This is a genomic window from Mycobacterium sp. D16Q16, from assembly GCF_002013745.1.
Classification (GTDB): Bacteria; Actinomycetota; Actinomycetes; order Mycobacteriales; family Mycobacteriaceae; genus Mycobacterium.
On the sequence record NZ_MAEY01000004.1, the window covers coordinates 454,796 to 467,926 of the forward strand.

General features: G+C 64.7%; 11 protein-coding genes. 6 read left to right on the top strand and 5 right to left on the bottom strand.

Annotated features, from left to right (window positions below; genetic code table 11):
- Positions 1–260: 260 nt before the first annotated feature.
- The 4 genes from B4394_RS06840 to B4394_RS06855 are packed head-to-tail and all read left to right on the top strand — an operon-like array spanning position 261 to position 5,237.
- The gene (locus B4394_RS06840; protein WP_078308029.1) at positions 261–1,811 is read left to right on the top strand and encodes an amino acid permease; all 1,551 of its coding nucleotides are present in this window, start codon (positions 261–263) and stop codon (positions 1,809–1,811) included.
- Positions 1,811–2,644 (top strand): urea amidolyase associated protein UAAP1, encoded by an 834-nt coding sequence (locus B4394_RS06845; RefSeq protein WP_078308027.1) that lies wholly within the window; start codon positions 1,811–1,813, stop codon positions 2,642–2,644. The genes B4394_RS06840 and B4394_RS06845 overlap by 1 nt, the downstream gene beginning before the upstream one ends.
- Positions 2,641–3,249: an urea amidolyase associated protein UAAP2 gene (locus tag B4394_RS06850; protein WP_078314552.1), complete on the top strand. Its 609-nt coding sequence runs from the start codon at positions 2,641–2,643 to the stop codon at positions 3,247–3,249. The genes B4394_RS06845 and B4394_RS06850 overlap by 4 nt, the downstream gene beginning before the upstream one ends.
- Entirely contained in the window at positions 3,246–5,237 is a 1,992-nt protein-coding gene (locus B4394_RS06855; RefSeq protein ID WP_078308023.1) for a 5-oxoprolinase/urea amidolyase family protein, read from the top strand. The genes B4394_RS06850 and B4394_RS06855 overlap by 4 nt, the downstream gene beginning before the upstream one ends.
- A gap of 219 nt (positions 5,238–5,456) precedes the next feature.
- On the opposite strand, the gene B4394_RS06860 is transcribed toward B4394_RS06855, so the two are convergent.
- From B4394_RS06860 to B4394_RS06870, 3 genes are all read right to left on the bottom strand, one after another.
- Entirely contained in the window at positions 5,457–6,326 is an 870-nt protein-coding gene (locus tag B4394_RS06860) for a 3-hydroxybutyryl-CoA dehydrogenase (RefSeq protein ID WP_078314553.1), read from the bottom strand.
- Between the two features lie 211 nt (positions 6,327–6,537).
- Complete coding sequence (aceA, locus tag B4394_RS06865; protein ID WP_078308019.1) at positions 6,538–7,830, bottom strand: isocitrate lyase; 1,293 nt, start codon at positions 7,828–7,830, stop codon at positions 6,538–6,540.
- Between the two features lie 271 nt (positions 7,831–8,101).
- A complete protein-coding gene (locus tag B4394_RS06870) occupies positions 8,102–8,884 on the bottom strand; it encodes an acyl-[acyl-carrier-protein] thioesterase (RefSeq protein WP_078290383.1) in 783 nt (260 codons plus the stop codon).
- A gap of 224 nt (positions 8,885–9,108) precedes the next feature.
- Here B4394_RS06870 and B4394_RS06875 point away from each other — a divergent pair, with 224 nt between their 5' ends.
- Positions 9,109–10,011: a CPBP family intramembrane glutamic endopeptidase gene (locus tag B4394_RS06875; RefSeq protein ID WP_176138288.1), complete on the top strand. Its 903-nt coding sequence runs from the start codon at positions 9,109–9,111 to the stop codon at positions 10,009–10,011.
- Here B4394_RS06875 and B4394_RS06880 read toward each other — a convergent pair.
- Positions 9,925–11,307: an MFS transporter gene (locus B4394_RS06880; protein ID WP_078314555.1), complete on the bottom strand. Its 1,383-nt coding sequence runs from the start codon at positions 11,305–11,307 to the stop codon at positions 9,925–9,927. The two genes, B4394_RS06875 and B4394_RS06880, sit on opposite strands and share 87 nt — an antisense overlap.
- Before the next feature lie 28 nt (positions 11,308–11,335).
- Here B4394_RS06880 and B4394_RS06885 point away from each other — a divergent pair, with 28 nt between their 5' ends.
- Positions 11,336–12,283: a GlxA family transcriptional regulator gene (locus tag B4394_RS06885; RefSeq protein ID WP_078314556.1), complete on the top strand. Its 948-nt coding sequence runs from the start codon at positions 11,336–11,338 to the stop codon at positions 12,281–12,283.
- A 4-nt stretch (positions 12,284–12,287) separates the two neighbouring features.
- On the opposite strand, the gene B4394_RS06890 is transcribed toward B4394_RS06885, so the two are convergent.
- The gene (locus tag B4394_RS06890; RefSeq protein WP_078308011.1) at positions 12,288–13,091 is read right to left on the bottom strand and encodes a GAP family protein; all 804 of its coding nucleotides are present in this window, start codon (positions 13,089–13,091) and stop codon (positions 12,288–12,290) included.
- Positions 13,092–13,131 lie beyond the last annotated feature (40 nt).

Here is a 13,131-nt window from a genome sequence, read left to right on the forward strand (position 1 = left end):
GTGCCGACCCTTCCATGTACCCCTCGGCAACGCCCCGATTCCATCGCCTGGTGAGCGTTTCGTCATCGCTCCGACATCTGCGCAACGACAATGTTACACCGCGCCCCCGTCCCGAAACGGCGCTGTCACCCATGCGTACCGGCCGGCCGTCAGACTTACTTACCTATCGCATGACAGATATTTCTTCCCACATAGACGTGGGTTTTGCCGACCACCCAGGGCGCAAAACATGTTGCCCGAGGACCGATCAGGGAGTGCCCATGAACGCCCCAACGGCCACCCAATCCGCGGCCCGGTCCGCGGCGAGCATCGCCGGTTCGGACTCCGATGACCTTGCCGCGTTCGGCTATAAACCGCAGCTGCACCGAAGCCTTGGCAAATTCGCGTCCTTCGCGGCAGGATTCTCATTCGTCTCGATCCTGACGACGATCTTCCAGCTGTTCGCCTTCGGGTTCAGCTTCGGCGGCCCGGCCTTCTTCTGGACCTGGCCGATCGTCTTCGCCGGGCAGTACATGGTGGCGCTGAACTTCGCCGAGCTCGCCGCGCGTTATCCGATCTCCGGCGCCATCTATCAATGGTCCCGCCGACTCGGGGGAGCCGTCGTGGGCTGGTTCGCCGGCTGGTTCATGATCATCGCCCAGATTGTCACCGCGTCCGCGGCCGCGATCGCGCTGCAGGTGGTGCTGCCCACGGTCTGGAGCGGATTTCAGCTGGTCGGCACCGACTCGTCGCTGACCAGTGTCAGCGGTGCGTCGAACGCCGTGCTGTTGGGATCGCTGCTGCTGGTCGTGACCACCGCCATCAACGCCGTCGGCGTCAACTGGATGTCCCGGATCAACTCCATCGGTGTCACCTGCGAAATCGTCGGCGTGATCGCCGTGGTCGGCATGCTCTTCGCCAGCGCCGAGCGCGGCCCCAGCGTAGTGCTGCACACCGGTGACGCCGGCAGCGGATATCCGTGGGCGTTTCTGGCGGCAGGGCTCATGGCCGCCTACGTACTCGTCGGATTCGGGTCGGCCAGCGAGCTCGCCGAAGAGACCCGTAATCCGCGCCGGGTTGCCCCGCGCACCATCTTGTCCGCGATCGTGGTGTCGGCGATCGGCGGGGCACTGATGATCCTGGGTGCGCTGATGGCCGCGCCCAGCCTCACCGACGGTCAGCTCGCCACCGGTGGCCTTCCTTATGTATTGGACAGCAAGCTGGCCTCCCCGTTCGGCACCCTGCTGCTCATCGACGTCGCGATCGCTGTGTTCGTCTGCACCCTCGCCATCCAGACAGCGGCCTCCCGGCTGATGTTCTCGATGGCTCGCGACGGCAAGCTGCCGTTCTCCACGGTGCTCTCGCACGTGAACCCGCGCACCGGCACACCGATCGCGCCGGCCGTAGTCGTCGGGGTCTGCTGTGTCTTGATCCTGGTGGTCAACTTCGGCAACGCCGCACTGTTCACCAGCCTGTGCAGCGTGTGCATCGCCCTGATCTACCTGGCCTACCTGATGGTCACCACACCGTTGTTGTTGCGCCGCTTAGGGATCGGCGGCAGCAAGTGGGACGCCAACGCGGGGCAGACAGATGCCGATGGGCGCAAGCTCTTCTCGCTCGGACGATTCGGCCTCCCGATCAACATCCTCGCCGTCGGCTATGGCGCCTTCATGGTCCTCAACCTGTCCTGGCCCCGGCCGGCGGTCTTCGACCCCACGGGAGCGCACCCCTATCTGGTGTGGATAGCCCCCATCTGCATCGCTGCGGTGCTCATCGCCGGGATCTTGGCCTACCCGCGGCGCACCGATTCCACCACCAAGGAGATCTCCTGATGACGACCGCGACCACCAAGGGAGCGCGAGATCACGCCCGCTCACAGGCCGGCCAGATCACCGACGCCATGCCGGTGCTCCCCGCTTCCCACTGGCCCTGGGCCCCCGATGACGTCGATCCACTGACGCTCATCTGGGCCGAGACCATCCCCGGGGGCCGGTACGCCAGCAAGGTGCTGGGTCGCGGCACCCGGCTGCGACTCACCGACGTCGCCGGCTCCGCGTGCGTGAGCGTGGTGCTGCTGCGCGCCGACGCCCCATGGGAACGACTGAACGTCGCCGACACCGTCAAGGTTCCGTGGCAGGCCTATCTCGGCGCCGGGCATCCGCTGCTGTCGGATCAGGGCCGGGTGCTGGCCACCATCGTCGCCGACAGTTCCGGGCATCATGACACCTTCTGCGGAACCAGCACGTTGACCGCTAACACCGCTAAATATGGTGCGGGCGAACTTTATTCAGCGAGCCCGGCCGGACGCGAGTTATTCACGCTCGCCGCGGCCAAGCATGGCCTGGCACCGCGCGATATCGGCCCGTCGGTGTCCCTCTTCCACGGCATACGCGCCGAGGCGGACGGTACGTTGCGCAGCGCCGGCACCGCGGGCCCGGGGGCCGCGGTGGATCTGCTGATCCACCTGCCGGTGATCGCCCTGCTGGTGAACACCGCACATCCCCTCGATCCGTCGGACACCTTTGACACCGGACCCGTCCAGGTGCTGGCCTGGCCCGCGCTCGATGAGCTGGTCGACCTGCCCAACAAGGACCCGGAATATCAACGCGCCGTGCTCAATACAGAGGACGCCTGGGCCGCGGCACAGAATGGAGACTCCCTGTGACAAGCACGGTTCTCGACGAGGTAGTACCCGCGCGCGCACCCTGGAGCGCCGTGGTCGCCGCAGGAGATGTGTTGACCATCATCGACCTGAAGGGTAACCAGGCCGTCGACACCCTGTTGTATTCGGCGGCCGATACCGCCGTCCGCTACTCGGCGCAGGCAACCATCGCGGCACAGGGAAACCTGTTCCTGCGCAACGGAACCGTACTGCGCGCCGAGGACGGCAGCCCGCTGATGACGATCGTCGAGGACGAGGTGGGCAGCCACGACACCATCGGCGGCGCCTGTTCCCAGGAATCGAACACCCTGCGCTACGGACACCACACCAAGCACCAACACGCATGTGTCGAGAACTTCCTGATCGAGGGCGCCAAATGGGGCCTGGGTAAGCGAGACCTGGTGTCTAACATCAACTTCTATATGAATGTCCCGGTAGACGAGGACGGGACCCTCGGTATCGTCGACGGCCTTTCCGCACCGGGCAAGAAGATCAGGCTCCGGGCCGAGATCGACACCCTGGTGCTGGTGTCGAACTGCCCGCAGATCAACAATCCGTGCAACGGATTCGATCCCACTCCGGTGCGGATGATGGTGGAGAGCGCATGAGCACCGTCTCAGTCACGGCGCCCGGCATGCTGACCACGGTGCAAGACTGGCCGGGACGCACCGGGTACTGGCAGGTGGGCGTGCCTCCATCCGGCCCGATGGACGACCTGTCGTTCCGGCTGGGCAATCGGGCCGTCGGCAACCCCGAGGGCGCCCCGGGACTGGAGGCGACACTCGCTGGTCCCACACTGCATTTCACCCAAGCGACCCTCGTCTGCGTGACCGGTGCACCCGCACTGGTCACCGTCAACGGGCGGCCGGTCCCCCAGTGGCGGGCCGTCACTGTCCCCGCGGATGGCACACTCACCGTGGGTGCCGCCGCAGACACCGGGATGCGGATCTACGTGCTCATCGCCGGCGGCATCGCGGTTCCCCAATTCCTGGGCAGCGCAGCCACCTTCACCCTCGGCGGGTTTGGCGGCCCGGAGGGACGTGCGTTGGCCGCCGGAGACACCCTCATGCTGAGTAACTCCGATGGCACCGAACCGCAATGCATTCCCGGCGCGGCACAACCAGCGATCGGTCACCATTGGGAACTCGCAGTCACCGAGGGACCGCATGGCGCGCCCGAGTTCTTCACCCGCAGTGATATCGACGAACTGTTGTCGACCCACTACGAGGTCCACTTCAATTCCGATCGCACCGGAGTGCGCCTCATCGGACCCAAACCGCAGTGGGCACGCACCGACGGGGGCGAGGCGGGGCTACATCCGTCGAATATCCACGACAATGCGTATTCGATTGGCGCTCTGGACTTTACCGGCGACACTCCGATCTTGTTGGGCCCCGACGGCCCCAGCCTGGGCGGGTTCGTCTGCCCGGTTACGGTCGTCTCGGCCGATCGGTGGAAGTTGGGGCAGCTGCGCGCGGGCGACACTCTGCGGTTCATCCGAATCGAAGCCTCTCGCAGCGCCTCGCTGCGCTCGATCGGTATCGATCGCCGCGGGCACTGGCCCTCGGTGTTCTCCACCCACGGCGACGGCGACGACGGTGTACTGGCATATCGGCAGGCCCGCGACGACGCGCCCGCTATGACTTACCGCCGCAGTGGCGACGACAACATTCTGGTTGAATACGGCGACCTCACACTGGATTTGGCGCTGCGTGCGCGCGTCCACGCGTTACACCAACGACTAGAGGACACCCATACCTCCGGCATCGTCGATCTGACGCCGGGCATCCGGTCGCTACAGGTGCACTTCGACCCCGACAGGCTGCCCATGGGCAAGGTGCTGGGACTGCTGGACGATATCGACGAGCATCTTCCCGCTTCCAGCGAGCTCGTGGTGCCCAGCCGCCGGGTGGCCATGCCCCTTTCCTGGGATGATCCCTCTGCCCGCGAGGCCATGGAACGGTATCGCCTGGGTGTGCGCGCGGATGCCCCGTGGATGCCCTGGAACATCGAATTCATCAGGCGAATCAATGGCTTGGACACTGTTGACGAGGTGTACCGCACGGTCTACGACGCCTCGTATCTGGTACTCGGTCTGGGTGACGTATACCTGGGCGCGCCCGTGGCGACCCCGGTCGATCCCCGGCATCGGCTCGTCACCACCAAGTACAACCCTGCACGCACCTGGACACCGGAGAACGCGGTCGGCATCGGCGGTGCGTACCTGTGCATCTACGGCATGGAGGGCCCCGGCGGATACCAATTGGTCGGACGGACCGTACAGGTCTGGAACCACCGGCATCCGGACAACGCCGGCGTTTTCGAACCCGGAACACCCTGGCTGCTGCGATTCTTTGACCAGATCAGCTGGTACCCGGTGAGCGCCGCAGAGCTCCTTGAGCTGCGTGATGAGCTTGCCACCGGACGTGGCACCGGCGGCGTCAGGATCACTGAGGGTGAGTTCTCCATGGCGGAGTACTCGGCATTCCTTGCCCACCACGCGACGTCAATAGGCGAGTTCCGTAGCCTTCAACGCGCGGCATACGCTGCCGAGCGCGAAGCGTGGAGTACTGCGGGCGAATTCGCCCGGGTCTAGCAAGTGAGCGCCCCGAACCCCTCGCTCGCGAATGCCGGGGCGTGTCACTTTGCTGTCTGAATTAACCACCCCTGGCGATCTTGGTCAAGAGAAATGGGCACACTGACATTTCACGCGGCCATCAGGCGACACTGTCGCCGAACGCGGCGAGGGCACGCCGTGCGCACACAATCGGGCTGAGATGTGTGCGTATGGCGTGCCCTCGCGCGGTGGGGTGGCTTACTTGGCCTTGTACTCGTAGAACCCGACACCGGTCTTCTTGCCGAGACGCCCAGCCTCGACCATCCGGAGCAACAGCGGCGGGGCCGCGTACAGCGGCTCCTTGTATTCGTCGTACATCGAGTCGGCGATGAGCTTCAGGGTGTCGAGACCGACGAGGTCCGACAGGCGCAGCGGGCCCATCGGGTGCGATAGTCCGGCCACGACCGCCTTGTCGATGTCTTCGACTGTGGCAAAACCGGATTCGGCCATCCGGATGGCCGCCAGCAAGTACGGGACCAGCAGGAAGTTGACCACGAAGCCGGAGCGGTCGGCGGCACGCACGACCTGCTTGCCCAGCACCTCACTCGCGAAGGCCTCCGTGCGCGCGGCAGCCTCGGGCGTGGTCACCAGCGTCGAGATCAGCTCGACGAGCGGCAGCACGGGCACCGGGTTGAAGAAGTGCAGTCCCAGCACGCGCCCCGGGTTTTTGGTCGCGGCAGCGATTTTCATGATCGGGATGCTGGAGGTGTTGGACGCGAGAACCGCGCCGGGATCGGTGATCACCTCGTCGAGCTTGGCGAAGATCGAGGCCTTGATGGACTCGTCCTCGATGACGGCCTCGATGACAAGCTGGCGATCGGAGAAGTCGGCCAGGTCGGTGGTGAACTTCAGGTTGGCGACGGCGGCATCGCGCTCACGCTCGGTGATCTTCCCGGCGGAGACGCCGCGGTCCAGCGACTTGACGATGCGCGCAGACCCTGCCTTCACCAGCTCCTCGGTGGTCTCGAAGACCAGCACGTCGACACCGGCACGTGCCGATACCTCGGCGATACCCGCGCCCATCTGTCCAGCGCCGATAACTCCTACGCGCGTGATTCCATCCGTCATCTTCGTACTACTCCCTGAACATCGTTGTTAGTTTTGGTCGTATCTGATGGTCTTCGCGCAAGCTGGGGGTACCTCCCGCTTGCGGGGCCTCATCCATCCAGCACACAGGCCCCGCCCAACGGGATACGTGGGCGGGGCCTGTGCTGTCAACTCAGTGGGTCACACCGAGAGTCTTGACGTGGGCGCATTGCCCGGCTAGAGCAGGCGCGACTTAGTGGAACTGGCCCTCTTCGGTCGAACCCTTCAGCGCCGCGGTCGAGGTGTTCGGGTCCACGGTGGTGGCGATCCGGTCGAAGTAGCCGGCGCCGACCTCACGCTGATGCTTGGTGGCGGTGTAACCACGGGCCTCGGCCGCGAACTCGCGCTCCTGCAGGTCGACGTAGGCCGTCATGCCCTCGCGGGCGTAGCCGTAGGCCAGGTCGAACATCGAGTAGTTGAGCGCGTGGAAGCCGGCCAGGGTGATGAACTGGAACGTGAAGCCCATGGCACCCAGCTCCTTCTGGAACTTGGCGATGGTGGAGTCGTCCAGGGCTTGCTTCCAGTTGAAGGACGGGCTGCAGTTGTAGGACAGCAGCTGGTCCGGGAACTCGGCCTTGACGGCTTCCGCGAACTTGCGGGCGACCGCGAGGTCCGGCACGCCGGTCTCCATCCAGATGAGGTCGGCGTACGGGGCGTAGGCCTTGGCACGCGCGATACAGGGCTCGATGCCCTTCTGCACGTTGTAGAAGCCCTCGGAGGTGCGCTCACCGGTGACGAAGGGCTGGTCGCGCTCGTCCACATCGGAGGTGATGAGGGTGGCGGCCTCGGCGTCGGTACGCGCGATGACGACGGTCGGGGTGTTCGCGACGTCAGCGGCCAGACGGGCCGAGGTCAGGGTGCGGACGTGCTGCTGGGTGGGGATCAGCACCTTGCCACCGAGGTGGCCGCACTTCTTCTCCGAGGCCAGCTGGTCTTCCCAGTGGGTACCGGCGGCACCCGCGGCGATCATGGCCTTCTGCAGCTCGTAGACGTTCAGCGCGCCACCGAAGCCGGCCTCACCGTCGGCGACGATGGGCACCAGCCAGTTGTCGACGCTGGTGTCACCCTCGACACGGGCGATCTCGTCGGCGCGCAGCAGCGCGTTGTTGATGCGGCGAACGACGGCCGGCACCGAGTTGGCCGGGTACAGGCTCTGGTCCGGGTAGGTGTGACCGGAGAGGTTTGCGTCACCGGCAACCTGCCAGCCGGACAGGTAGATGGCCTTGAGGCCGGCACGGACCTGCTGCACGGCCATGTTGCCGGTCAGCGCGCCCAGCGCGTTGATGTAGGAACCGTCACCCTTGGTGACGCCTTCCCACAGGATTTCCGCGCCACGGCGGGCCAGGGTGTTCTCCTCGACGACGCTGCCCTGCAGCTCCTCGACCTGGGCGGCGGTGTAGTCGCGGGTGATGCCCTTCCAGCGGGGGTTGGTGTCCCAGTCCTGCTGGATTTCGGCCGCGGTGCGCGGCTTGCCGACATTCGACATTGGTGCTCCTCTGTTACTTGCCCTGACGTTTGGCTGTCGCAGACAGATTGTTAACGCTCAGGCACGTTCACTGCGTTGACTGTTACGACGATGTCACAGACCATATGCGCAGGTCCACCCGTTCCCAATGCCAATTTTCGCTAGGGATTAACGAGCTATTGCTAACCTTGCGAAGCGGCTAATCGTACGCCCGTACTGTTGCTACCGACCGGTAACCAACAATCCCCTGTTCAGAACGCTCGTACTGTTAAACGATCGACACTGTGTCTAGTTATCGAGCGAATATCGAGGCGAGGGCCTTCACCTCGTCGCCAACGACATATGTGAGCGTTGTAACACTGCGACCGGGGACGCCGAGCTCGGTTCCGTCCTCGTAGACGTTGGTGATGATCTCAAGCTTGTCCCCCAGCGAAACCGCGGAGTCATGCTCGAGGCTCACTCGATAGGGGCCCGACAGCAGGTCGGGATTCCGTGAGAGGTGATCCTCCACGATGCTCCAGTAAACGGAATTGTTCATGTGGTCGAACAGATCCATATCGGTGAACCGCACCGGGAAGTCCCGGATATCGGTCGCGGTCTCCCGACTTCCGGGCTTGTTGTAGGGCTTCCACCGCAACCGGTCCACATCGGTGGTGGACGCGACGGTGGCCAGGAAGTCGTCTTCGATACGGGCCGGCCCCTGGGTCTCACGGCTGACGTGAATCCAGAATGCCTCGGACTCCACCAGTCCCCCGTCGCGACCGTCGAGCCGCACCCGCATCTGGCACCACCGATTGGACGTCGCCGAGCACCAACGGCGCAGCCACAGGGCCTCCCGGAACTCAATGGGCTTGATCACATCGATCATCGTGCGACGGACGACCCAGTGCGGGTGGGTCTCCTCGGCCTCCACCCCACGCAGGTGGTCCTGCCCGATGTCCTGGATGTGCCGGGCGGCCCCGTCCAGCCGTAAACGCCCGCCGGAGTCGACGTCGGCAATCCGAACGGGCCAACGGCCCTCGTAGACGTGGGGATGCGCATGGGGCACGGGCATCATGTCTTTGTCGAGGCCAATGCTGGCTTCCACACTCACGGGGCGGTCCTTTCGCGAGGCCACGCCGGCTTCCGGCACGACAGAGAGCGCGTCAGCCGCGCATTCCCCGAAAGCCATGGTCCCATAACCGAAACGGGCCAGGTATCGACGGCGTGTCATGGCGCATTCGATTGGCACCCAACCGATCTCACAACACTCAAGGAATGGCCGCCCACGATCCCCTTGTCGGACCATACGATCGCCTGGTGGTAACCACCCGGCCGGGCCCCGACAGCAGGGTCGCCCGCGCCCTGCTCGCGGGAGCCGGTCTGTTGTTCACGATCGCCATCGGCGGGCTCGTGATCACGAGGCACACCGTGGTCACGTTCTCCTCGGACGAGGCCGCCGAGCCCTATCCACTGTGGATGCCGTTGACCTCGTCGCTGATCGTGCTGCTGCTCACCCGCCTGGTGCCCGTGCGCCTGCCGGCGATCGACCCGCTCGCCGACATCGGACCGGAGCGCCTCACCCGCGAAGTGTGGGTGCTGGTGGGCGCCGCGCTCGCGTTCCCCGCCCTCGTCGTCGCGGCAGCGGCGACCGGGATACCGCGGGATGCCGTGTACAGCCCGATCAAGGCGCTGATGTTCCTCGTAATTCCGCTGCTGGCTTTCCGTATCTTCCGTGGCGGTGTGCCGCAGGAGCCGAAGGCGCGGTGGACGGCCCGGCTGGACCGCACCCGCCTGCTGGCGCCCATCGTCCCGGTTGTCGCATGGATCGCGTTGGCTCGACTCGGCCCCCTCGCGCCGCCCGCCATCTCCCTGGCAAGTCTGCCCGATCCCGTCACCATCGCCGTAGCCTCGCTGATCACACTGCTGACAGCGGGCGTGCTCGAGGAAGTGTTCTACCGCGGGTACCTGCAGACCCGGCTGGAATCACTGGTTGGCCGTTGGCCGGCCATCGCTACGTCGTCAGTGCTCTTCGCCGCGATGCACATCGCTTCACACGTGCAGGCCACCACAGTGGCAGTGGACCTCGCGACGATCGTGGCCGTCCAGGGAACGTTCGGCGTGATGCAGGGCTACCTATGGAGCCGGTATCGAAACATCTGGGCTCCGATGGCCATTCACATCGCCGTCAACTTGATCTACCTCGACATGCTCATCAGCTGACGATCGTTCGCGTACCGAGAGGCACATCACCGCCGCGATGACGCAGAGCCCGGCGGCGAGCCGGAATGCGTTGTCGTAGTTGCCCTGCTGGTCGCGTAGCCATCCCGCACCCGCTGCCGCGATGGCCGCCCCGATCTGATGCGAGGCGAAGACCCATCCGAACACCACTGGTGTGCGTTCACCAAAATACTTACGGCACAGCGCGATGGTCGGCGGCACAGTGGCCACCCAATCCAATCCGTAGAAGATGATGAACACCCACGTAGAGGGCTCAGCGTGAGGAGAAAACAAGGCGGGCAACAGCATCAGCGAAAGGCCGCGCCCAAAGTAGTAGATACCCAACAGAACGCGCGCATCGATCCGGTCGGTGAGCCATCCGGAAGACACTGTCCCCGCGACGTCGAAGACGCCGATCAGTGCCAGCAGGCTTGCGGCTACCGTGGTCGGCATCCCATGGTCGTGTGCCGCGGGAATGAAGTGGGTGCCGATCAATCCGTTGGTGGTCATTCCGCAGATCGCGAAACTGCCTGCCAATAACCAGAAGACGGGTTGCCGCGCTCCGATGAGCAGCCCTTCGAGCGCCGCACCGAAACCCCCGGATGCAGCGCCCGACTCGTCGGTCTCTGCACCAAACGGGCCAACTCCCTTATCGGTAGGCCGGTTTCGCATGAACAGCACCACCAGCGGAACCACGGATACCGCCGAAGCAGCCACCATTACCGAGGCCCACCGCCAGCCGTGGGCATCACTCACCACCGCCACCAACGGTAGGAAAATGAGCTGGCCGGTGGCGCTGGCGGCCGTCAATACGCCCGTGACCAATCCTCGGCGCGCGGCGAACCACCTGGTCGCGACGGTGGCCACGAATCCCATCGAGATCGACCCGGTCCCGATACCCACCAACACACCCCACAGCAGTAACAGCTGCCAGGACGCGGTCATGAAAACGCCGAGGAAGGTGCCGGTCGCGATCAGCGTGAGCGCCCCCGCCAGCACCGGACGCACTCCGAACGTGTCCATCAGTGCGGCCGCGAACGGCGCCGTCAGCCCGAACAACGTCATGTTGATCGACATCGCCAGCCCAATGGTGCCGTGCGACCAACCGAACTCGGAGTGCAGCGGGTCCATCAGAACACCCGGGACGGATCGGAATCCTGCCGCGGCGAGTACCGCGACGAACGCCACCGCGGCGATGATCCAGGCCGGGTGAATCCGGCGGCGGCCAGGTATCTCGGGTGTCAGGGATTGCGTCACCTGCCCAGGCTGACCGATGAGGCCCCTTCCCACAATTGGCATAAATGCCAATAGGTGTAAAGATCATGCCATGGCACATACGGTGGCCGTCCTGCTGCTCGAACCACTGATCGGGTTCGACGCGACCATCCCGTCACTGATGTTCGGACAGACCGGCGCCGACCGCTACCGGGTCATAACCTGCGGGTTATCCCGTTCCCCCGTCATGACTACCTCGGGGTATGCGATCACCCCACAGGAGGGGACTGCCGCGCTGCACGGTGCGGACACCGTCATCGTCCCCGGCACCCAATACCCGCCGGCGCGGCTTCGCGGCGAGTTGGCCGAGGACCTCCGTGCCGCGTTTGACACCATCAGGCCGGGCACCCGCATCGTCTCCATCTGTACCGGAGCATTTGTGCTCGGTGCCGCCGGACTGCTCGACGGTCGTCGCGCCACCACCCATTGGCACAAGGCGGACGATTTTCGTGCGTTGTACCCACGCGTGGAGCTCGATGAGACGGTCTTGTTCGTCGACGACGGCGACGTTCTGACATCGGCGGGGCTGGCCTCGGGAATCGACTTGTGCTTGCACATTATTCGACAAGACCACGGCACTGCGGCGGCCAACGATGTGGCCCGGTATTGCGTGGTGCCGCCATGGCGGGAGGGCGGCCAGGCACAGTTCATCGACCGGCCACTCCCCGAATACACCGGGGATTCAACGGCATCCGCGCGCAGCTGGGCCCTGGAGAACCTCACCGAACCGTTGACGGTGCGGCAGTTGGCCGACCATTCCCGAATGAGCACGCGGACCTTCAATCGGCGTTTCCGCGACGAGACCGGGCTCTCCCCCGGTGATTGGGTGCGGCAGCAGCGTGTCGAATGCGCCCGGGCGCTCCTGGAATCACACGATCTTGCCGTGGACGAGGTGGCCCGGCGGTCGGGCCTCGGCTCGGCCGCGAATCTGCGGCATCACCTACGCCGTGGGTTTGGCATGAGTCCTACTCACTACCGAAAAACTTTCCGGGGCAGTTGATCGGCTAGACGATGCCCACACCGGTCAGCACTTGCCAGATCCCGACCACCGCGAAAAGGACGAGCAGCACCACTTGCCGGTGGGCGAGTGCCCAGTTGTGTATCGGCTCGAGTATCGCTTGGGTTCTCGCCGGCGCAATCACATAGCTGATGAGCGCTACCTCGAAAACGGCAAGCATCGCGAAGACGAAGACAACGGCGGCGAGAACCTGCGTGCCCAGCGCCGTTCCCGACCCGACGATAATGGTGTCGACCAGCAGAACCAGCGGAGGCGGAGGCATGTATCCGATGCCGAGCACCAGCGCGACCCACAGCGCACCGTTCTCCCAAGCACCCTTGCCATGATGGAAAAGGCGTCGAAACTTCGCCACCACCACGGCGACCGCACCCCTGATGCGACCAACCGAACGGGGTTCGGCCGTCGGAGTCTCCGGATCTAGTACCAAAACCGACGAATCCCCACCCGCGCCAGCGGCCACAGGCTGATTTTCTCGCTTACGCGACCGCAGACGCACCGCGATGACAACGGCCAGCACAATGCACAGCACGCCGGTTCCCAGTTGGAGCGGCTTGACGGACGAGCCCGGATCCGCCGTCGCAAGGTTCTTCGCAAAGGACGCGAAACTCGGCACCATATGCAAGGCGAATAGCGCGATCACAAAAGACGGCACATTCACCATCAGCGCGCCAACCCAGAAGGCCAGGAGGTTTTGCACCGGCCGAGGCCGTGAGATGACCACCAAAATCAGGCCGAGCAGCACCGGATTGAGTGACATCAAAAATGCCAACCCCAATAGTTCGCGCCACATATCGATAACCCTACTCTGTTTGCTCACGAATGGCAGCGCC